Source organism: Myroides albus (assembly GCF_009711045.1).
GTDB classification, from domain to species: domain Bacteria; phylum Bacteroidota; class Bacteroidia; order Flavobacteriales; family Flavobacteriaceae; genus Flavobacterium; species Flavobacterium album_A.
The window spans coordinates 1-20,934 of sequence record NZ_WMJX01000002.1 but is presented as its reverse complement, the minus strand read 5'-3'; the positions used below and the strand labels follow the sequence as shown (position 1 = coordinate 20,934).

At 34.7% G+C, this 20,934-nt stretch carries 19 protein-coding genes and 2 tRNA genes; 11 read left to right on the top strand and 10 right to left on the bottom strand.

Annotated features, from left to right (window positions below; genetic code table 11):
• Nucleotides 1-22: 22 nt before the first annotated feature.
• The 5 genes from bamA to GJV76_RS01415 all read right to left on the bottom strand — a co-directional run bounded on the left by bamA (nt 23) and on the right by GJV76_RS01415 (nt 5,843).
• Nucleotides 23-2,689, bottom strand: a complete 2,667-nt coding sequence (bamA, locus tag GJV76_RS01435; RefSeq protein ID WP_155090871.1) for an outer membrane protein assembly factor BamA — start codon at nt 2,687-2,689, stop codon at nt 23-25.
• 12 nt (nt 2,690-2,701) lie between these two features.
• Entirely contained in the window at nt 2,702-3,442 is a 741-nt protein-coding gene (locus tag GJV76_RS01430) for an isoprenyl transferase (protein WP_155090870.1), read from the bottom strand.
• A 4-nt stretch (nt 3,443-3,446) separates the two neighbouring features.
• The gene (gene porG / locus GJV76_RS01425; RefSeq protein WP_155090869.1) at nt 3,447-4,166 is read right to left on the bottom strand and encodes a type IX secretion system protein PorG; all 720 of its coding nucleotides are present in this window, start codon (nt 4,164-4,166) and stop codon (nt 3,447-3,449) included.
• Between the two features lie 124 nt (nt 4,167-4,290).
• Complete coding sequence (locus tag GJV76_RS01420; protein ID WP_155090868.1) at nt 4,291-5,175, bottom strand: NAD kinase; 885 nt, start codon at nt 5,173-5,175, stop codon at nt 4,291-4,293.
• Complete coding sequence (locus GJV76_RS01415) at nt 5,175-5,843, bottom strand: CBS domain-containing protein (RefSeq protein ID WP_155090867.1); 669 nt, start codon at nt 5,841-5,843, stop codon at nt 5,175-5,177. Before GJV76_RS01415 ends, GJV76_RS01420 begins: the two co-directional genes overlap by 1 nt.
• 93 nt (nt 5,844-5,936) lie before the next feature.
• Here GJV76_RS01415 and GJV76_RS01410 point away from each other — a divergent pair, with 93 nt between their 5' ends.
• The 10 genes from GJV76_RS01410 to clpX all read left to right on the top strand — a co-directional run bounded on the left by GJV76_RS01410 (nt 5,937) and on the right by clpX (nt 15,970).
• Nucleotides 5,937-6,650 carry a pyridoxine 5'-phosphate synthase gene (locus GJV76_RS01410; protein ID WP_155090866.1) on the top strand — a complete coding sequence of 238 codons (714 nt, stop codon included), beginning with the start codon at nt 5,937-5,939 and terminating at the stop codon, nt 6,648-6,650.
• Complete coding sequence (locus GJV76_RS01405) at nt 6,650-7,423, top strand: alpha/beta fold hydrolase (protein WP_155090865.1); 774 nt, start codon at nt 6,650-6,652, stop codon at nt 7,421-7,423. Before GJV76_RS01410 ends, GJV76_RS01405 begins: the two co-directional genes overlap by 1 nt.
• A gap of 148 nt (nt 7,424-7,571) precedes the next feature.
• Nucleotides 7,572-7,642 (top strand) — tRNA-OTHER (locus GJV76_RS01400).
• A 173-nt stretch (nt 7,643-7,815) separates the two neighbouring features.
• Nucleotides 7,816-8,478 (top strand): phosphatidylserine decarboxylase family protein, encoded by a 663-nt coding sequence (locus GJV76_RS01395; protein ID WP_155090864.1) that lies wholly within the window; start codon nt 7,816-7,818, stop codon nt 8,476-8,478.
• An 822-nt stretch (nt 8,479-9,300) separates the two neighbouring features.
• Nucleotides 9,301-10,548 carry an OmpP1/FadL family transporter gene (locus GJV76_RS01390; protein ID WP_155090863.1) on the top strand — a complete coding sequence of 416 codons (1,248 nt, stop codon included), beginning with the start codon at nt 9,301-9,303 and terminating at the stop codon, nt 10,546-10,548.
• Nucleotides 10,549-10,566: 18 nt separating this feature from the next.
• Nucleotides 10,567-12,168 carry an SGNH/GDSL hydrolase family protein gene (locus GJV76_RS01385; RefSeq protein WP_155090862.1) on the top strand — a complete coding sequence of 534 codons (1,602 nt, stop codon included), beginning with the start codon at nt 10,567-10,569 and terminating at the stop codon, nt 12,166-12,168.
• Between the two features lie 29 nt (nt 12,169-12,197).
• Nucleotides 12,198-12,554, top strand: a complete 357-nt coding sequence (locus tag GJV76_RS01380) for a phage holin family protein (RefSeq protein WP_155090861.1) — start codon at nt 12,198-12,200, stop codon at nt 12,552-12,554.
• A 99-nt stretch (nt 12,555-12,653) separates the two neighbouring features.
• Complete coding sequence (tig, locus tag GJV76_RS01375) at nt 12,654-13,979, top strand: trigger factor (RefSeq protein WP_155090860.1); 1,326 nt, start codon at nt 12,654-12,656, stop codon at nt 13,977-13,979.
• A gap of 82 nt (nt 13,980-14,061) precedes the next feature.
• A complete protein-coding gene (gene clpP, locus GJV76_RS01370) occupies nt 14,062-14,721 on the top strand; it encodes an ATP-dependent Clp endopeptidase proteolytic subunit ClpP (RefSeq protein ID WP_155090859.1) in 660 nt (219 codons plus the stop codon).
• Nucleotides 14,722-14,728: 7 nt separating this feature from the next.
• Nucleotides 14,729-15,970, top strand: a complete 1,242-nt coding sequence (clpX, locus tag GJV76_RS01365) for an ATP-dependent Clp protease ATP-binding subunit ClpX (RefSeq protein WP_155090858.1) — start codon at nt 14,729-14,731, stop codon at nt 15,968-15,970.
• 54 nt (nt 15,971-16,024) lie between these two features.
• Here clpX and GJV76_RS01360 read toward each other — a convergent pair whose 3' ends face one another.
• The 4 genes from GJV76_RS01360 to GJV76_RS01345 form a co-directional block, all read right to left on the bottom strand.
• Nucleotides 16,025-16,375: a hypothetical protein gene (locus tag GJV76_RS01360; protein WP_155090857.1), complete on the bottom strand. Its 351-nt coding sequence runs from the start codon at nt 16,373-16,375 to the stop codon at nt 16,025-16,027.
• A gap of 104 nt (nt 16,376-16,479) precedes the next feature.
• The gene (locus tag GJV76_RS01355; protein ID WP_155090856.1) at nt 16,480-17,148 is read right to left on the bottom strand and encodes a response regulator; all 669 of its coding nucleotides are present in this window, start codon (nt 17,146-17,148) and stop codon (nt 16,480-16,482) included.
• Nucleotides 17,141-18,880: a tetratricopeptide repeat-containing sensor histidine kinase gene (locus GJV76_RS01350; protein WP_155090855.1), complete on the bottom strand. Its 1,740-nt coding sequence runs from the start codon at nt 18,878-18,880 to the stop codon at nt 17,141-17,143. Before GJV76_RS01350 ends, GJV76_RS01355 begins: the two co-directional genes overlap by 8 nt.
• 62 nt (nt 18,881-18,942) lie before the next feature.
• Nucleotides 18,943-19,458 (bottom strand): hypothetical protein, encoded by a 516-nt coding sequence (locus GJV76_RS01345; RefSeq protein WP_155090854.1) that lies wholly within the window; start codon nt 19,456-19,458, stop codon nt 18,943-18,945.
• Nucleotides 19,459-19,663: 205 nt separating this feature from the next.
• Between GJV76_RS01345 and GJV76_RS01340 the strand changes: the two genes are divergently transcribed.
• A complete protein-coding gene (locus GJV76_RS01340) occupies nt 19,664-20,218 on the top strand; it encodes a hypothetical protein (RefSeq protein ID WP_155090853.1) in 555 nt (184 codons plus the stop codon).
• Nucleotides 20,219-20,285: 67 nt separating this feature from the next.
• Here the strand turns inward: GJV76_RS01340 and GJV76_RS01335 are convergent.
• Nucleotides 20,286-20,371: transfer RNA gene (locus GJV76_RS01335), tRNA-Leu, on the bottom strand.
• Nucleotides 20,372-20,934: the final 563 nt, after the last annotated feature.

The following is a 20,934-nucleotide window of genomic DNA, read 5'->3' as shown; positions in this document are numbered from 1 at the left end:
TTCAATTTTATTTTGAACTACATTAAAATGATTGTCCAAGGATAAAGTGTGTTTGCCATCCACTTTTTTGTGTTTGTCCAGGTACTGGATCAAATCCATATCCGAAGTCGATTCCCAATAGACCAAACATCGGCATGAAAACGCGAACACCTAATCCAGCTGAACGTTTTAACTCAAATGGCTTATAATTTTTGAATGTATCATAAGAGTTACCTGCTTCAGCAAATGACAATACATATACCGATGCACTCGGTTTTAATGTAATTGGGTATCTTAATTCTAACGTGAATTTGTTGTAAATAGTACCTCCAATTTGTTCTCCTCTTTCATTTAATGGCGTAAGTGTTTGATTTTGGTAACCTCTTAATTGAATTACCTCTCTACCATCTAAAGAGAAGTTTGCCAATCCATCACCTCCAACGTAGAAACGCTCAAATGGAACAATTCCTCTATTGTCGTTATAAGCTCCCATATAACCAAATTCTCCTACAGTTCTCAATACTAACTTGTCGTAGACAGTTGTGTACCAATCTCCTTTGAATTTGATTTTATAATACTCTAACCAGTTAAAGCGTTTTTGGTCAACTTTACTTTGATCTGCAGCAGCATCTCTCCAGTCGTACACTGGTTGACCACTACTGTTGATATAAGTTCCTTCTGGCATAGGCATACCTGTTGAAGGGTCGATTGCTCCAGCTTTTGTTTTAAGTTTGTAGTCTTGTTGATCTTTCAACTTCGTATAGTCTACTTTATTGAATAGCGAATAAGGTGGAGTAAATTTACCACTAATGCTGAATAAAGAACCAAAAGTTGGGAAAATAGGGTCCATACCACGGTTATCACGTCTTAATTCAATTTGGTAAGACAAGTTTCGCGAAGAACCATCACCAAATGTAAATAACCCAGTGTTATAGTTATTCATATCATAGTATTGGAAACTCAAAGTATGAGATAATACAAAATAATCATCAGGTACATTTAGCTGTTTTGCAACCCCAAATGACAATGTTGTAATATTGAATCCTCTACTGCGGTCTGTACGACGGTTGTAGTAGTCATATAGGTTTTGTGTACTATAAGCTACAGTACCGAAGAAACTCACTGGTTTTCTTCCTCCAAACCAAGGCTCTGTAAAGCTCAAACTATAGGTTTGATAGTAGCTACTTCCTTGTAAACGCAAGGCAAGTGACTGACCATCTCCCATTGGGAATGGTTTATATGCTTCTTTCTTAAAGATATTTCTCAATGAGAAGTTATTAAACGAAAGACCTAAGGTTCCGATGAAACCTCCACCACCATATCCTCCTTGAAGCTCAACTTGACTTGATCCTTTTTCTGCAACAACCCAGTTTACATCAACTGTTCCTGCATTAGGATCTGCATTTTGAATATCTGGTACGATTGCTTGCGGGTCAAATATTTGTAATGAAGCCAGCTTACGGATCGTTTCCATCACTAAAGCTTTGCTCCAAGTTTCTCCTGGGCGAGTACGCAAATCACGTTGGATTACGTGATCATGAGTATTGTGGTTTCCTGACATTGTTATGTTGTTGAACTTAGCAATCGGACCTTCCATAATTCTCAATTCAAAATCAATAGTATCATTCGCTGTTTTTACTTCTACTGGAGTAATTTGAGAGAATAAATAACCGGTATTTTGATATAAGTTAGTTAAGTCATTCGCATCAGGATTTGTTTTATCAGCAACACGCTTATCTAATAAGACACCGTTGTACACATCTCCTTTATCGATACCTAATAAATTTCTTAAGTCAGAACTTTTATAAACAGTATTACCAAGGAATCGAATATCACCGAAGTAATATTTGTTCCCTTCTTCAACTTTAATGTCAATAGCAATTCTATTCGTCTTAGGGTCATAGTTTGTAGAATCCATAATCACACGTGCATCACGGTAACCACTTTCTTTATATTTATCTACTAATTTACCTAAGTCATCTTCATATTTAGCAGCGATGAATTTTGAAGGCTTAAATATTCGCAATGGGTTAAAAGGACTACGTTGTTTTGTGTCCTTCATTGCTTTTTTAAGCTTTTTGTCTGTTAATTTCTCATTCCCTTCAAAGTTGATAGCTGAGATACGAACTTTCTTTCCTTTATCTACACCAATAACAAGATCAACTCTTCTATTAGTAGAGTCTGTTGGTATTGTATTAAGGGTAACTTTCGTGTTGTAAAAACCATCCTTCTTGTATTTATTCAATAAGAAGTATTTTGTTGTAGACAAAAAGTTTTCATTAACAATTTTACCTTTCGTTAGTTTGGCTTCTTTAATAAGGGCTTCAGATTTCGACTTTTTATAGCCTTTAATCTTTACGCTATTCAAACGAGGTAACTCGTTTAAACTTAATTCCAAATTAATAGTATCATTTACGACAGATGTTTCATAAATGTTGATATCTGTAAAGAAACCTAAGTTCCATAGCTTTTTTAAAGCGTCAGATATTTCTTCTCCAGGTACTGTTATTTTTTGTCCTTTACTCAGTCCAGTAAAAGTTATAACTGTTTGTGGGTTATAATTGTATTTTCCAGTAACTTTTATATCTCCTAAAGTGTAATTTTTGGGAGCGTCGTAAGTAGGAATGTTTATACCGTCTTGTGCTTGTGCGTTTGCATATAGAAGTCCAGCAATAAACAGTGCAAAAAGAGAGGTTCCTTTTTGAAACATTATATTCGTTTTTTATTTAATTTGTTCACTAGTTTTTCCAAATCTTCTTTCTCTTTTTTGAAAAGTCAGAAGGGCTTTTGATAATTCTTCTTCAGAGAAGTCAGGCCATAGTACATCAGTAAAATACAATTCAGCATAAGCTATTTGCCAAAGTAAAAAATTACTGATTCTCTGCTCGCCACTCGTCCTAATTAGAAGGTCTACATCAGGTAAATCGTTCGTGTAAAGATGCTCATTTATAATTGTTTCATCTATATCAGCCTCCGAAATTAAGTTATTTTTAACTTTAAAAGAAATTTTTTTAATAGCCTCAACTAATTCTGCTCTTGAACCGTAACTCAAGGCTAAGGTCAAGGTCATTTTGTTATTTTCTCTTGTCTGGTCGATTACCTCTTTTAAATTTTTTTGTACTTTATCTGGAAGTAATTCCAAGTTGCCAATAGCATTTAGTGCTATACCATTACTCATGAAGGTAGGTAGTTCTTTTTTTAGAGACTTTACCAATATTTCCATTAATTTATCAACTTCAAATTTAGGTCTATTCCAATTTTCAGTTGAAAAAGCGTATAAGGTTAGGTTTTTTATTCCAAGTTCTGCACAAGCAGTAATAGTTGTTCGCACAGACTTTATGCCATTTTCATGCCCTATTGTTCTTAAAAAACCTTTTTGCTTTGCCCAACGCCCATTTCCATCCATGATGATTGCTAAATGCTGAGGTAGCTTGTTTACGTCAATTTGTTCTTTCCAATTCATCTATTTAATCTGCGCAATAACATGGGTTCTTTCCAAATGTATAACTTATCGATATACCGCTGTAAAAAAACCAATCGTTTCCATTTTTACCAAAACTATAATACTCTCTACGATCACCTTTAGGATGACTTCCATCCAGATTATCTGTATTTGTGTAATTAGCCAGTACTTCAGCTGTAATATTTAGCTGAGGTGTAGCTCTTATTTTAATACCTCCACCAAAAGGAATTGCAAACGAGTTTTTCTTCTTGCCTCTTACTAAATCTACCTTATCTAATCTAATGTCTTCTTCTATAGGTTGTTCAAAAGCCTTGTAATACAAGTCGTCATATCGAATACCTGAAACTCCTAAATAAAGAAAAGGGGTAAGAGCAAATTTTTCCTCGTGTAAATCAAATTCAAAAAAGTTGAATTCGATTCCTACTGATAGTTGCTGTATGTCATTTTTAAAACTATAACCCCTTTGCTTTCTATTTCCCATGTCCGACTTGGCATCGTTACCGCTGATCTTCGTCTGTAAAAAACTTACTCTATACGAATGTCTTGGGCTGCGATTCCATCTGTAATAGGCATGAAACGAAAAGTCTGTGGGATTTATAATTTGAGTAGAACCTACATCTCCTACATAATTGGCTCCTCCAATACCTACACCGACTTCGTGTATCTGTGCACTGGCAATGTTCGCAGTCAATAGCAATAATAAGGAAATTAAAAGTCTATTCATTTTGTTAAAATAAGCTACAAATATAGTAATATAGAGTTTTAATTAAACCTTTTTTGTGATATTATGCTTTAATTAAAACTGAACTATTCATTTGTAAACGTTCAATGTTGTAAAAAATTATACTCTAATTCCTTTTATCTTCTCCCCAAAGTAATTTATTGCGGAGTGTTTTAATAAAACTCTGTGAAGGGAATTCTACTAAATCCATTGTAAAAGGCGCTTTTGAGATGATTACTTCTGTTTCGTTGGTCACTGTTTTTGTCGTAGTATCAAGCGAAAGTAAAAACTTCTTCTCACGACTGCTTACTTTTAGCTTTATCTCTAAATTGTCTCTAATAACTAATGGTCTTACGTTTAGGTTGTGTGGCGCAAGAGGGGTAATAACAAAACAATTTGTTTCGGGTTCAATGATTGGCCCTCCACAGCTAAGTGAGTAACCTGTCGAGCCTGAAGGTGTCGCAATAATCAAACCGTCAGCCCAATAAGAGGCTAAAAACTCATCGTCTAAGTAGGTATCTACTGTAATCATCGAAGTGGTATTCTTTCTCGATACCGTAATTTCGTTTAAAGCATACTGGATTTCAAAATCGTTATTCTTTGGTGGGTTGCATCTAAAACTAACCAACGATCGCTTTGAAAGTTTGAAGTTATTCGTAAAGACATTAGGCAGCAATTCTTCTATGTCATCCTGTTGCACATTGGCCAAGAAACCAAGTCTCCCCGCATTTATCCCTACAACCGGAATATTTTTGTCTTTAATAAAGTTTGCGGCTCTCAGCATTGTACCATCTCCACCGATACTAATGAAAAAATTCACGTCGGTCGACAGTTCTGCATTTTTGCCAAACACATCATACTCTTTTGACAAAATATTATTGTGTTTTAGCAAATTGTAAAATTGTTCTTCAAATATGATTTCATGCTCATAATCTTGAAAAACTTTTAATAACCTTAGTATGATGTTTTGTACTATAGGTTTACTAGTTTGTCCATAAATTGCAAACTTCATTATATATTCATGTATTTATTAAAATAGTCAGATCGATCTCTTAGCTCATTGCGATACAAATCATCATTGTGGTTACTTTCAATTTCGTATCCATGTCTTCTAAAGTCATCCAATATCGCATTTGTATTGATATTGTTAGTCTTTATTAGGATGTTAGTATTGCTGTCATTGCTGTTCAGCAAAATTACGCCAAAAAGTTTAGCATTGTTACTTTCTACGATTTGACTTACTGCTGATAAGCTAAATGTATTCGTTGCTTTAGACACAACAATATGCTCTCCGTGTTCTTGTAAGAAAATGGAATCATTCCAAACGGCAGATAAAGGTTCTTTGCAAATAATGCCAAGTAACTGACCTTCTTCTGTTAGATAGGGAATGATATTTGCATCGTTTAGACTAAGCAAATTTAGTGCCTCAAAGATAGAAGGCGTAGGTTGGTCTGTTAAATAAAAGTGTTCTAAGTCATATAGCATTTCCCTAAGAGCAGTAGCTTCATCTGTGTTTTCAAGGTCCTCTGTCAAGAGGTTGCCTAAAAAGAAGTGATTTTCATCTACAATAGGAAGATGCGAATATCCTTTGTTTTCTAAATACAATAGACATTCACTTACCGTCGACGACGAAGTGAAGTAAGGGATAGCAGTTACTATTTCTCTTTGTAGTGAAAACATATAGGGTGACTTGAATTATTCAGTGCAAAATAATCAAATTTAATCAATAGGCGTAGATTATACTTTGTATTTTTGCGTTTTAATTTTATAAGTATGACTAAATTATCTGTAAATATTAATAAAATAGCGACTTTGCGTAATTCGCGTGGAGGCGATGTACCTAATTTATTACAAGTAGCTAAAGACGTTCAAAAGTTTGGAGCGGAAGGGGTGACTATTCACCCACGTCCCGATGAGCGACATATTAGATATCAGGATGCTCGCGATTTAGTGAATGTGGTTTATACTGAATTTAATATTGAAGGTAATCCTATGGATAACTTCATGAAGTTAGTTTTCGAGTGCAAGCCTACTCAAGTAACTTTAGTTCCCGATGCAGTTGACGCTCTTACCTCTAACGCAGGTTGGGATACTGTTAAGCATAAGAGTTTTTTACAGGATGTGATAACTGAATGTAGATTACAAGGAATCCGCACTTCTATTTTTGTCGACCCTGTATTAGAAATGATTGAAGGGGCAAAAGTAGTAGGAACAGATCGCATCGAGCTTTATACTGAAGAATTTGCTACGCAATATGGTCTGGGAAATGAAAAAGCGATTATTCCTTATACTAAAGCAGCAGAATTGGCAAGTGAATTAGGACTGGGGATAAATGCAGGTCATGACTTGAGTTTAGACAATATCGAGTTCTTTAAAAATAATATACCTAATTTGTTAGAAGTATCTATTGGACATGCCTTAATTTCTGAATCACTATATTTGGGATTGGAGAATGTAGTAAATATGTATATTAGAAAATTACAGTAATGACGGATATTTTATATTCAAATATTGAAGGAGAAGGTGGAATCCCTTTGTTAGTTATCCACGGATATTTTGGGACTTCTGATAATTGGAAGACATTTGGAAAGCAAATGGTTGAACAAGGATATGAAGTTCACCTATTGGATTTGCGCAATCACGGTAGAAGTTTTCACTCTGCGGATTGGTCTTATGACTATATGATAGAGGATATTACTCGTTATATGGATCATTATAATATGTGTGATGCAATTGTGTTAGGCCACTCAATGGGCGGTAAATTAGCGATGAAGTTTGCTATGAAGTACCCTTCCCGTGTTGAAAAATTGATTGTTGCAGATATTGCTCCCCGCGCTTATCCTCCGCATCATCAAGACATCATCGAAGCGTTGCAAGCAGTAGATTTTAGCGTTAAACCAAGTCGACAAGATGTCGATGCGATAATTTCAGAACGCATTAAAGATGTAGGTACTCGTATGTTTTTAATGAAAGGTTTGTATTGGAAAGAACCTGGGCAATTGGATTTTCGATTTAATTTGAATGTTTTCGCTGAGAAGCCTGAAGTGGTGGGTGAAGGATTAACAGGAGAAGGTGTCTATGAAGGTAAAACTCTTTTTATAAGAGGGGGAAATTCTAAGTATATTCAAGAAAGGGATTTCGAAGATATTCAGACGTATTTTCCACAAGCTGTTATCGAAACTATTCCTGGAGTTGGACATTGGTTACATGCTGAGAATCCGGATATGTTTTACGAGATTGTAAGTAAGTTTTTACAGTAGTAAAAACTGTTCAGTATATAAGGAGGCTAATTCTATGCATAGAATTAGCCTCCTTTGCTTTTGTGAGGGTTTGTTGGACTAGTATGAAATAGAAAAACTGTACCATGATAGTCGTAGAATAAGGCTATATGTTTGCAGTGTACAAAAAGGTTCTGTGGCTGAGTGGTTAGGCCTGATTACGCAATAATCAGTAGATTGGTTCGAATCCAGTCAGAACCTCAATTCTCTGTGCGATTCATTGCGCATGGCACAAAGTGATCTTTAGGGATTTAGAAATGACTTCTGTTTTAGTTACTTCATAATTGATGTTTTTTCTAATGTGAATTAGGGGTACCAAGTATCGATTTGCCGTTTTGGCAAAGGGTTTAACATTTTTTAAAAGTTTGACAAAAATGAGAATACACAAAGAGGGAACGGGATCTATATCGCTTTCGGTATGCATATTTATAGCTGTTAATTCACTATTGTTCTTATGTCTACCCAGTAGTTGGTGGATATTGCAATACGCAATTCTTTTGATGACCTTGGTGGCCATGTCTTTAGTGGTTTACTTTTTTAGAATCCCTTCAAGGGTATTAGCAGAAGATGACAATTTGATTTTGGCTCCTTGTGATGGAAAGGTGGTCGTCATAGAAGAAGTAGAGCCAGACGAGTACTTTACGGAAAAGCGCTTGCAGATTTCTGTTTTTATGAGTGTATTGAACGTACATGTCAATAGAAATCCAATAACTGGTGAAGTTGTGTATAGTCAATATCACCCAGGGAAACACCTTGTGGCGTGGCATCCTAAATCTTCCCTTTTGAATGAAAGGCATACTGTTGTGTTAAAGCACAAGAATGGGCAGGAAGTTTTAGCCAAGCAAATTGCAGGTGCTTTAGCTAAGCGTATTGTTAACTATCTCCATGTGGGCGGAGTAGCTACACAAAGTGAAGAGTTAGGATTTATTAAGTTTGGTTCTCGAGTGGATCTCCTGTTACCCATTGATACCATAGTTAACGTCAAGTTAGGGGATTGTGTTCAAAGTGGCATCACCCCTTTGGCTAAGTGGAAATAATTAATCTGTTTGTTGGAATTTAAGTAGAACTGTTCTTTGGGATAGTTCTACTTTTTTTTGTGTGTTTCGGATTCTCTTGTTATTTCTTTTTCTACTTAGGCACTTTTTGAGTCAGTGTTCAGGAAGTACAATTGCTTCGTACAAGTACTAAAGTATAAGTAATGTGTAGAAATGGTTTATAATCTTGCAATCGGATGAAGGAGAAGCAGGGGGTGATTATTGATAGGATGATAAACAATAACTGTACAGTTATATTAGGACGACAGGGGCTAAATAGGGGGTGGTCGGCTTGTGGTCGGTATATGATCGCATAGTGGTCGCATACTTTCTGCAGAATAATATGCGACCACTATGCGATCAATATGTAATCATATTTGTATCAATGTATGGCACGTACTTCTGAAGGTCAAGTTAGTTGTCGCTTCTCACATAAACGGAGGTGTTTTTAGAGCGAATAGCTAAGGGAAACGTTGGTTTAGAAAATTGGGGTAAAATGAAGTTGTTTTTTGCGTTTGGAGCATTTGAGAACTCCCCAAATGCTGATCTTAGAAGTATATATACTTATTATATGTAAATCCAGAGAGGTTAAAACTTAATTTACAGCAAAGAAGTATTGTTTTTTTAGAATTAATTATAACGTTATGTTTTATTATTATTTCTACTATATGTTAAATTAATAGTAATTATAGTTATGTGTTGTTGGTTTTATTTGAATAAAATTTATTTTATTTTTTACTAATGTTAAAATAAGGCTTAAAAATTTGTAAAATTATAATATCTATCTATATTTGAAATTAGACGAATTGTAAACAATATTAGATTATGGTTAAAAAGTTTATATCATTATCCCTGTTATCTTTAATATCTTATTCAGCATTTGCTGGAGGTTATAGAGTAGCAATGCAAGGTAACAAACAGCTTGCGATGGGACATACAGGAGTAGCTGTGGTAAACGGTGCAGAGTCAGTGTTTTTTAACCCTGCTGCAACAGTTTACTTAAAAGATAAATGGAATTTTTCGGCTGGAATGAATGTATTGGTAGCAGATACAAAATTCCAAAATGAAACATACGGTTGGGAGAATGAAACTCGAAATGTAGGAACTCCTATCTATGCTTATGGTACTTATAAGGCTACCGATTGGTTAACAGTAGGATTGGCAATCTATTCGCCTTATGGAAGTGCTGTTGATTGGGATAGAGATTGGCAAGGAGCTCATTTGGTAAACAATATTGATTTAAAGGCTTTTTACTTTCAACCTACTGTAGCAATTAAAGTAAGTGATCGCTTTAGTTTTGGAGGGGGACCTATCTTTGTAAATGGAGGGGTAACTTTCAATAAGAATATCTCGAGAAGTATGGTTGACGAGCATGGCAACAAAACGGATGTAACTATTGAAGCTAAGAATGTTACAGCTTGGGGATGGACTGCAGGATATATGTTCAACTTTGACGACCATTTAAGAGTGGGGATGAACTACCGCTCAAAAATCATTATGAAAGAGAGTGATGGTAAAGCTAAGTTCTACGATGTACCTGGATTTGGTGAAGGTATGTTCCAAAATGGAAGAATTAAAGCGCAAATGCCATTACCAGCAGAGTTTAGTGTTGGGGTATCTTATGAGTGGAATAAGTGGTTGTTTGCATTTGATTACAACCGTACATTCTGGAAAATTTACGATGCATTAGTAATTGATTTCGTAAATAGCCCATTGGGAACATCAGTTAACCCTCGTAATTATAAGGATTCAAGTACATACCGTTTAGGAGCACAGTATACTGTAAATGATCAGTTGTCTTTAAGAGCAGGATGGTACTACGATGAAAGCCCTGTTCAAGATGGATACTTTGCACCAGAAACACCGCGTAACGATTCACGTGCATATACTGGAGGTTTAACTTATAAGTTTAAAAATGGTTTAGGAATAGACTTAGTGTTTAGTTATTTACACTTTAGTGATACTAATAATTCTTATGACTATTTCCAAGAAGATGGACAAAATGTTTCGTTTGGAGGAACATATAGAAGTGCTGTGACAAGTGGAGGTATCGGTGTAAGCTATAGTTTTTAACTTTAAAAGAAGACAATCATGAAAAAAAGATATTTATTAGTGTTGCCAGCTTTAGCTTTATTAGCGAGTTGTAAACCAGAGATTAGCGATAAAATAGATTCAGGTACATACTATCCAGGTAATGCAGATTTCTCTACTTATGTAGCAGTTGGGAATTCATTGACTGCCGGTTTTATGGATGGTACGGTTTACCGTTCAGGACAGGCCAATTCGTTTCCTTCTATTTTAGCGAGACAGTTTGAAGTTGTTGGAGGAGGGCAGTTTACACAACCTTCTTTTGACAAAGACATTAACGATGTAGGAGGCTTGTTATTTGGAGGTGCGGTTAACCCTGGGTTTAAGACCAAGATGATCATTAATATGTCTACAGGAGGACCTGAAAACATTAAAGGACAATCGACTTTAGAGGCAACAGAACAACAGAAGAAAGCATATCACAATGCAGGTGTTCCGGGAGCTAAAACATTCCACTTACTTTCTGCAGGGTATGGTAATCCAGCTAATTTAGCTTTAGGAAAAGCAAATCCTTATTTTGTTAGAACAGCAACATCAGAAAATGTTACTGTATTGGAAGATGCACTGTCTTTAAGTCCTACGTTCTTTAGTAATTGGATTGGAGCAAATGACGTACTTTCATATGCAACTTCGGGAGGTGAAGGAGTGGATCAGAATGAGAAAGGTGGTTTAAATCCTGGTGATTATGGAGCAAATGATATTACACATGTGGGCGTGTTCCAAGATGTGTATGGTAAAATTACCAATGCTCTTACAGCTAATGGAGCAAAAGGGGTGGTAGCTACTATTCCAGATGTAACAGCGATACCTTATTTCACTACAGTTCCTTATAATCCTTTAACACCTGAGTTAATTGGAGTTGATAAAATAGATCAATTGAATGGTCTAATAGGCATGTTGAAACAAATACTGGCAAAAGGAGGACAAGGAGATAGATTACAGATGATTTCAAAAGAAGCAGCTAATCCATTGTTGATTCAAGATAAAAGCTTAGCTGATATGTCCGCTTTGTTAGAAATGGGAATTAAACAAGCAGTAGATGCAGGACTTTTTCCTATCAAATTAGAACCGGCTCAGATTAAGTTAATAGCTGTTTCTTTTGGTCAAGCAAGACACGCTACGGCTAAAGATTTGATGTTGTTGACAAGTAAAGCAGAGATTGGAGCTTCATTAGCTCAATCTACTGGAAACGCAACAATTGATGCGATGTTGAAAAAAGGGGTTACTTTCCCAATTGGAGATGAGTTCGTGTTAAATTCTGTTGAACAAGAAAAAGTGAAAAACGCTACCACACAGTTTAACTTAATTATTAAGCAAATTGCAGCAGAGAAGGGGTTAGCTGTGGCAGATATGAACGATATATTGAATAAAGCAGTATCGGGATTGAGAGTAGAAGATGGCCAAATCTACACGGCAGATTACTTTAAAGGTATGGGGAATTTGAATACGGTGATGTTTTCACTTGACGGTGTCCACTTAAATCAAAGAGGATATGCTTTCATAGCAGCCGAAATTTTGAGAGTGATTAACAGACATTACGATGCAAAGATTCCTTTGGTGAATCCTGCAGTTTATCCTGGACCTACTTTATTGCCTAATAATTAATAATTTATTACTTTTACAAGAAAAAAGGTATGAATTTTATCATTAGATTATTAATTACGACGGCTTTAGTCATGTTTTTATGTTGGTTATTACCAGGAGTAAGTGTTGATGGATGGACAACTGCCCTATGGGTAGCTGTTGCAATGGGGTTGTTAAATGCATTTTTAAAACCCATATTAGTTTTCATGACACTGCCAGCAACGATTGTGACACTGGGATTATTCCTACTTGTGATCAATGCAGTAATAATTCAATTAACAGCATACTTTGTCAAGGAATTTACTGTTGACAATTTTTGGTACGCCTTATTATTTAGTATCGTGTTGACATTTTGCCAATCCATAGTTAATGGTAAACAGCAAGATGATCGCCTACAAAGGCAGTAAAAAAATTATTGATTGAAATACAATTACTTAAAAACTTGGATGGGTTGTAAAAATAATTTATTTTTGCAACCCAAATTTATTATGTAAATACATCAAAAAATGAATATTACAAGAAATAATGTAGATGCTCTTAATGCAATCGTAACTATTGAGCTTGCAAAAGAAGATTATCAAGGTAATGTAGATAAGGTTTTATCTAACTACAAAAAGAACGCTAGTATTCCTGGATTTAGAAAAGGAGCAGTGCCAATGAGTTTAATCGTTAAACAATACGGTAAAGCGGTAATGTTTGAAGAAGTAAACAAAATTTTGCAAGACAAATTGAATAATTATCTTGTAGAAGAGAAAATCGATATTTTAGGAAACCCACTTCCAGTGGCAGATGAAACTTTTGACTGGGATGCAGATGTATTAAAATTTGATTTTGAATTAGGATTAACTCCTGAATTCACTGTAGATTTAGAAGGAAAAAACAAAATTAATAAATTCAAAGTTGTTGCTGATGACGCTATGTTAGATGAGCAAGTTGAATATATTCAAAAACAATACGGTAAACTAATTTCTAAAGAGACAGTAGAGGAAACTTCAGAAATGGTTGGTACTTTCACAAATGAGGAGGAGGGAATCAACAATGAAGTTAAGATTGCAGTTTCTGCTTTTAGAACTAAAACAAACCAAAAGAAATTCTTAAACAAGAAAGTAGGTGACCAAGTAACTGTTAGTACAAAAGGATTGTTCGATGACGATCACAAACTTATGGAGTACTTAGCAGTTGACCACGATAAAGTTCACGGTTTAGAAGTAGATGTTGTATTTACAATTAAAGAAATCAACGAAACTGAATTAGCTGAATTAAATCAAGAATTATTTGATAAATTATTCGGTGAAGGAGTTGTAACTTCAGTTGAGCAATTGAAAGAAAAAATCAAAGAAGATGCTGAGAAACAATTTGCAGGACAAGCTGACCAAAAGTTTGTAAATGATGTTTATGAGCACTTATTAGAAAGTACTTCATTTGATTTACCAGCAGCGTTTTTAACTAAGTGGTTACAATCAGCTGGTGAAACTCCAATGACTGCAGAACAAGCAGCTGAGGAGTATGCTAAATCTGAAAAAGGTTTACGTTACCAATTGATCGAAGGAAAAGTGATGTCACAATATGATTTACAATTAGACTTCGAAGAAATTAAAGCTTTCACTGTTAAGTTAATCAAAGATCAGTTAGCTCAATTTGGACAAGCTGAACCAGATGATAAAACAGTTGAAGATATCGTAGCAAGAGTTATGTCTAACCAAGAAGAAGTAAGACGTATTTCTGAGCAAGTAATGAACGATAAAATGTTAGCATTGTTTACTGAAAAAGTAAATGCTAAAGAAAAAGAAGTTTCTTATAAAGATTTCGTAAAGGAAATGTACGGAGAATAATTTCCGAAAAAAAATAAGTATATTTGAGCGTCTTCCCGAAAGGAGAGACGCTTATTTTTTAATACTAAAAAAGTAAATAAAAATGGATTACGGAAAAGAGTTTCAAAAGTATGCAACTAAGCATCACGGTATAAATAGTATGTACTATGACAAAATCGTTAGTAGTATGACTCCATACATTATTGAAGAGCGTCAAATGAATGTAGCTTCAATGGATGTATTCTCTCGTTTAATGATGGATAGAGTTATCTTTTTAGGTACAGCTATTGACGATTATGTAGCAAATATTATTCAAGCGCAATTATTGTTCTTGGAGAGTGTGGATAATGAGAAAGATATTAGTATTTATGTAAACTCTCCTGGAGGAGGAGTGTATGCAGGTTTAGGTATCTATGATACTATGCAATTCATTAAACCAGATGTAGCAACTATCTGTACAGGAATGGCTGCATCAATGGGAGCAGTATTGTTATGTGCTGGAGCTGCAGGTAAGCGTTCTGCTTTACCACATTCTCGTGTGATGATTCACCAACCATTAGGTGGAGCTCAAGGTCAGGCATCTGATATCGAGATTACAGCAAGAGAGATTATGAAGTTAAAAGATGAACTGTATCAAATCATTTCAAAACATTCTGGACAGTCTATGGAGAAAGTTCACCACGATAGTGATAGAGACTATTGGATGATCGCTCAAGAGGCAAAAGAGTATGGAATGATTGATGAGGTATTAATTAGAGAATAAATTATATATGGCGAAAGAAGAAATGAGATGTTCTTTCTGTGGGCGCCCTGAGTCAGAAACGAATATTCTTATTGCTGGTATAGATGCTCATATCTGTGATAGATGTGTTGAGCAGGCATTCGGAATTGTTGAGGAGGATGGAGAAGCGAAGGAGCTGGAAAGTTTAGCTAAAGATTTATTACTAAAAAAACCAAAAGAGATTCGAGCTTTTTTAGATGAATATGTGATTGGACAAGATCAAACTAAAAAAGTAATGTCCGTTGCAGTCTATAATCACTATAAACGCCTTTTGCAAGAAGCGAATAGTGAAGAAGGTGATGTTGAAATCGAGAAGAGTAATGTCTTAATGGTAGGGCAAACTGGTACTGGTAAAACGTTAGTGGCAAAGACAATCGCTCGTATGTTGAATGTTCCTTTGGCTATTGTTGATGCAACAGTTCTAACTGAGGCAGGATACGTAGGAGAGGATGTAGAAGGTATCTTGACTAAGTTGTTGCAGGCAGCAGATTATGATGTTGATCGCGCTGAAAGAGGGATTATTTTTATTGATGAGATCGATAAGATTGCTCGTAAGAGTGATAACCCTTCTATTACACGTGATGTATCAGGAGAAGGAGTGCAACAAGCTTTGCTTAAACTCTTAGAGGGAAGTGTTGTGAATGTTCCGCCAGAAGGTGGTCGTAAACACCCTAACCAAAAGTTTATTGAAGTTAATACAAAGAATATTCTGTTTGTTGCTGGTGGTGCTTTTGACGGTATTGAACGCATTATTTCTAAACGTTTAAATTTCCAAGCTGTTGGATATAACGCTACGAAAGAGAATGAAAAGGTAGATAAGACAAACCTAATGCAATACATAGTACCAAAAGATATTAAAGATTACGGTTTGATTCCGGAGATTATCGGACGATTACCTGTATTGACTTATATGGATCCTTTGGATAGAGAAACTTTGAGATCAATCTTGACTGAACCTAAGAATGCACTGATAAAGCAATATGAGAAGTTGTTTGAAATGGATCATATTAAATTTTCAATTTCAGAGGATGCCTTGGATTACATTGTGGATAAAGCATTGGAATATAAATTAGGGGCTCGTGGTCTTAGGTCTTTATGTGAAGCTATTTTGACAGATGCTATGTATGAATTGCCAAGTCAGGATCACGTTGAAGAACTACATGTTGATCGAGAGTATACTGAACAAGCATTAAATAAGAATTTACTACAGAAACTTCAAGCTTCTGTATAAGGATAAAATGTAAAAAGCGATAGATTAATCTATCGCTTTTTTGGTAATATAATATTAGTTAGGATTCAAAAACTTGTTTTGAAGTTTTTTAAATTGATTCTTGTGGTAATCGCCATTCTCTGTTTGAAGGAATAAGTGATTTAACCTTTGCTCTATTTCAGCATTTTTCAACATGAATGAAGAATACTTCTTAAGGCTTGTTCTATCGCCATTCAGAGCTTTTTTGTACACTTTGACGTAGTTGTGTATGTTGTTCTCGTATTCTGATAGAAGTAGGCTTATTTCTTGATCAGCTGTTGTTCTTTGCTGTTTTTTTTCATCGATAAAATTCCAAGTTATTTTGACACACAGCATACTAAAGATTAGAATTAAACATACAATAACAACTTGTCTCAATTTGAACATATTTTAAATAAAGCTATTTGTTTTCAATGCTAAATTATGACAACTCAAATTAACTATGGTACGGAAAACCATAATTGGGATGTTTTTTTCTTGTTAAATTAGAATTAAATGAGTCCTAAGTCTTTTGCAATACTGACAAGGTGTATTGTGTTTTTCGCCTCAAAAGAGAGTTTTAATTTTCCAATTCTCTTTTCTATACTACTTGTACTACTGATCGTTTTTGATTTGGATTTAAAAACTGCACTGATTTCTTGCTGTGTATAGCCCTTGGATAGTAAACTGATAATCTCCAGATCTTCGTCAGAAAGTATCAAAGCAGTTGAAGTAGTAGTTATGTCCTCTATATCTGGTGATAGATAACAGTTTGGGGTTGATTGTATGTGTTCAATAGCGTGATGGAGTTCATTGATACTGTTGCGACCTTTGCTGATATAAGCGTCAATCTTTAACTTTTCTATTAAAGTGTTTATCTCTATGTATCTGTTCTCTATTGAATAAACAATTATTTTGGTATCAGGATAATTGGCCTTGATTACCTCAATTAAGTCAATACCTCCTTCTAATTTTTGTTCGCGATAATCTTGTTCAAAGGACAAGTCAGTAATGATCAAATCAAAGGGAGATGAATTTAAGTGCGCATTTTGAATTTTCAACCAAGCGTCATCACAATATTTGGTATTGTATATTTCGGCACTGTACTTCTCAGAAAGTGCTGTAACAATACCTACATTTATACTGTCATAATCTTCTACTACTAATATCTTTTTAAACATATCTATAGGGTATGTAGATTGAAAGTTTTGTGCCAATCTCATTTTCTCTGTCAAAAATAATATATCCTTTTATATTTTCTATGCGGGATTCCATATTGGAAATTCCATTCTTCTTTTTAATATCTTCGTAGATAAGTCCTATGCCGTTATCTTTATAGTATATTGAGATTCCATTTGCTTCTTTTGTAAACTTGAATACAACAAGTGTAGCCATGCTGTGTTTTGTCATATTGACAAGAAGTTCCTGTAAGATTCTGTAAATGGTGATTTTTTGAATTTTTACCAGCATACTGAAGTCAATATTGTCTATCCCTGTGATGATGATTTTAGTCTTTTCACTTGTGTATTCATTGAATAAGTTTGTCAGCGTCTGAGTGAAGTTGACTTCGGTATCGATAGAGTTCAATTGAGTAGCTATGTTTCTCGACTTTTTGTAAATCGCGTCTAAATCTTTAATTAGGTGTTCTTTTTTTTCAGGGTCTTGTAGATTAAAGTTTTGTGTGTAAATCAACGTGTTGAAAATATCATTAGCTAATTCATCGTGGACTTTTTTGGCAATCCTACTCTCTGTTTTATAAACTTGTTTACCTTTTTCTACTATGTGTTTCTTTTTTATTTTAGAATAGACAATGGTTACAACAAGGAGGATTAGCAAGAGTACGCAGACAAGTACTAATACTGTATTGTGTTGCTTGGTTATGGTTGTGTTTTTGACTTGTAAATTGTATTTCAGCTTGCTGTTTTCTTTGGCGTGTTTGTCGTAGTCGTATCTAATTTTTGCAAATTGATTTTTCGATAACTGTGTTTCAACGTGAAATTGATTAGAGAGTGCGATATAATCGGTTACACTTTTTTTGTATATAGGGTGATTTATAGCGCTATTGTTTATGAGGATCTCGAGAATAGTTAGTTTTTCTTTCTTGCTACTTATGTCTTCTATATGTTCATAAGCCATTTTAGCGTAGTTTAATGCGTTATTGGCATCTTTGTCGCTGTAGTACTCACTCAGAGCGATATAACTACTTACAAGTTCGTATTTGTCATTTTCTTTTTCTCTTAGTTTAAGCGCGTAGGACAATTCATCTCTACCACTTGCTTTGTTAATTCTGTACTTTGCCTTCCCTAAGTTATTGTATATTTTGGCTAAATCAGTAGGGTTAATACTGTCTTTATATTCCTGTAAAACTTGGGAAAGGATTTCTTCAGCTTCTTTATATTGTTTATTCTCGATGAGTAAATAGCCTATATTGTTTTTGGTGATGATCTGATGTTCTTTATCATTACTTATCGCAAGTGATTTTTTTGCATATTCAATGGCATTTTCAAAATCAAGGAGTTCCGTATAACTCAAAGACAGAACTAAATTGGAGTATATCTGTAAGCTTGTGTCATCTTCTTTGATATAGTAAAGTTCCTTCGCAATGGTTTCTTGTGCGCTATTAGCATCTCCAATTGTTAGATAGATAGTGGCAATCTTGAGATTGTTGTAAGTAATCATTTCATGATCATTTATCTCCCTGAGTTCTTGATTGGATAGAAGATATAACTCAAATGCTTTTTCCAAGGCACCCAAATCAAAGAGACTGTCAGCTTGTGCTGTATATTGTCGGCCTAAGAGATTAGATTCTTCCAGATTTGGATTGTCTTTTTTCGAGCAACTAAGGCATAATGCTATACACAATATAGCATATAAGAGTAAATTCGAAGATGAAAAGTAGCGCTTTAATTTCATTCTTCGAATTTACAGATAAATTAGCATTGATAAAAGCTCAAAACTAGTGTGACTTACAATGTCTATTTTGTAGGTCTTGTCGGTGGTTTAATCGGCGGTAATCCCCAATCTTTCTCGGGAGCTTCTTCCGTATCGATATCGGTTCCAATTGATTTTGGTCTTGTTGGTGGTTTAATCGGCGGTAATCCCCAATCTTTCTCAGGAGCTTCTTCTGTATCGATATCGGTTCCAATTGACTTAGGTCTTGTTGGTGGTTTAATCGGCGGTAATCCCCAATCTTTCTCAGGAGCTTCTTCTGTATCGATATCGGTTCCAATTGACTTAGGTCTTGTTGGTGGTTTAATCGGCGGTAATCCCCAATCTTTCTCAGGAGCTTCGTCTGTATCGATATCAATTCCCAAAGGTGATTTTTGACTTTGAGGAGGAAACCCGTAAGGCTCATCGGAATTTTCTGAGTTATTTTGTTTGTTTAGATTTTGTGTTGGAATACCTTCCTCTATTTCGCTTTTCTCGCAACTTACTAATGTTAGTAAGCTGAGGTTTAGCAGTATTAAAATTCGATATGTTTTGCGTACCATATTCTAATGTGTATTAAAGTGTTTTTATTAGTACTCTGAGAAATGAAGGGAAGTATGAGAAGGATAAATGAATAAGCCCTTTCTTATTTCATTTATGGTTTTCACATACTGCATTGCTCATGTTTCGCAACAAAGAACCCTTAGTAATACAGAAGTAGAGAAGTGTCATTCCAATTATTCCGATAATTCTAATAATTCCACATAAATGAAAGAGAATACTTCACAGGCTTATATTGAAGCAGTACAATTTTATATACAGACAAAGATTAAAGAAGGAAAGGAAGATTATTATCTTTCGCCCTCACCAAAGCGGATTAAAGAACTTTCAAAGAGAGTTTATAAGGGAAGTAATGTTAGATTAGATCAGAAAATTATAAGTACTTTCTTTGGTTTAGAAGAATCAAGATCAATAGATCGACAATTTGATAGTTTTGACTTATCCAAGTTGAAGCCAGTTCAGAACTTTATACTTGGAAAAACGAAAAGGCCTGGTATTGTCATTGTTGATTTAGTAGCTGTATTATATGAGTTTCCTATTAGACCATTACAGCAATTTCTAAATCAGGAGAGGGAAGAAATAGAATCTTTTGTGCTTTGTATACAAGAAAGAGACATGGAGGTGCTGAAGAATTTAGAATCTATGAGTCAATTACAAAAACTTAGGGATAATAGAGAAGGAAATGATCAGGCAAATGTAAGTACTTATATCAAACTACACTGGTTAGTCGTTTGTAGCTTAGTGATCATTTTTTTTTATTAGGGATACTCTGTGCTTATCTTTTAAGGTAAAAAAAAAGACCTAAACGATTCGTCGTTTAGGTCTTTAGTACTCGGAGCGGGACTTGAACCCGCACGGGCATTACTACCCACTGGATTTTAAGTCCAGCGTGTCTACCACTTCCACCACCCGAGCGTCTTGATGTAGACTACAATAGTTGTTCTGTATTGCGAGTGCAAATATAGAATGTAATATTTTAGCACACAACTTTTAAATGATGTTTTTTTGATGAAAAAACACATTATTTCTTTAGGTGTTGATTAATAGTTAGTTATTGAGTGTTTTTTATGTGTATTATTAGTGTAATAAGTAGATACGATTAATAAAAGTGAAGAATATGATAGCAGAAAGATTGACTTTACTCTTTTGTTATACTATCAAATAGTGGACTTGCTAACTTAGTTGAAGTTAATATTAGCAAAGAGCATAGGGATAGTGAGATTAATCTATTTGAATGCTCTGCTAAGTATTCTGATAGCATTATTCTTTAAAACTTATTGTATTCCTTCATAGAACAAAGATGTTAATCTGAACTTCCTTTCTAAGTTTTTTAATATTTGTTATTTAAGTGTATTTTTTATGTATTAATATATTTATTTAGGTTAATTTTACAATGCTTTCTGTGTTTTTAATTAAAATTATTTATTAATGTGAAATTGAATGATCAATTACCTGATTTGATGATGGAAGCTTAAATT

Coding starts and splice junctions, on each gene's coding strand:
- GJV76_RS01345 (WP_155090854.1), bottom strand. CDS start 19,458: ATGGTACGCAAAACATATCGAATTTTAATACTGCTAAACCTCAGCTTA.
- bamA (WP_155090871.1), bottom strand. CDS start 2,689: ATGTTTCAAAAAGGAACCTCTCTTTTTGCACTGTTTATTGCTGGACTT.
- GJV76_RS01355 (WP_155090856.1), bottom strand. CDS start 17,148: ATGTTTAAAAAGATATTAGTAGTAGAAGATTATGACAGTATAAATGTA.
- tig (WP_155090860.1), top strand. CDS start 12,654: ATGAATATTACAAGAAATAATGTAGATGCTCTTAATGCAATCGTAACT.
- GJV76_RS01350 (WP_155090855.1), bottom strand. CDS start 18,880: ATGAAATTAAAGCGCTACTTTTCATCTTCGAATTTACTCTTATATGCT.
- GJV76_RS01405 (WP_155090865.1), top strand. CDS start 6,650: ATGACGGATATTTTATATTCAAATATTGAAGGAGAAGGTGGAATCCCT.
- GJV76_RS01415 (WP_155090867.1), bottom strand. CDS start 5,843: ATGTTTTCACTACAAAGAGAAATAGTAACTGCTATCCCTTACTTCACT.
- GJV76_RS01430 (WP_155090870.1), bottom strand. CDS start 3,442: ATGAATTGGAAAGAACAAATTGACGTAAACAAGCTACCTCAGCATTTA.
- GJV76_RS01395 (WP_155090864.1), top strand. CDS start 7,816: ATGAGAATACACAAAGAGGGAACGGGATCTATATCGCTTTCGGTATGC.
- clpX (WP_155090858.1), top strand. CDS start 14,729: ATGGCGAAAGAAGAAATGAGATGTTCTTTCTGTGGGCGCCCTGAGTCA.
- GJV76_RS01360 (WP_155090857.1), bottom strand. CDS start 16,375: ATGTTCAAATTGAGACAAGTTGTTATTGTATGTTTAATTCTAATCTTT.
- GJV76_RS01390 (WP_155090863.1), top strand. CDS start 9,301: ATGGTTAAAAAGTTTATATCATTATCCCTGTTATCTTTAATATCTTAT.
- GJV76_RS01420 (WP_155090868.1), bottom strand. CDS start 5,175: ATGAAGTTTGCAATTTATGGACAAACTAGTAAACCTATAGTACAAAAC.
- GJV76_RS01385 (WP_155090862.1), top strand. CDS start 10,567: ATGAAAAAAAGATATTTATTAGTGTTGCCAGCTTTAGCTTTATTAGCG.
- porG (WP_155090869.1), bottom strand. CDS start 4,166: ATGAATAGACTTTTAATTTCCTTATTATTGCTATTGACTGCGAACATT.
- GJV76_RS01410 (WP_155090866.1), top strand. CDS start 5,937: ATGACTAAATTATCTGTAAATATTAATAAAATAGCGACTTTGCGTAAT.
- GJV76_RS01340 (WP_155090853.1), top strand. CDS start 19,664: ATGAAAGAGAATACTTCACAGGCTTATATTGAAGCAGTACAATTTTAT.
- clpP (WP_155090859.1), top strand. CDS start 14,062: ATGGATTACGGAAAAGAGTTTCAAAAGTATGCAACTAAGCATCACGGT.
- GJV76_RS01380 (WP_155090861.1), top strand. CDS start 12,198: ATGAATTTTATCATTAGATTATTAATTACGACGGCTTTAGTCATGTTT.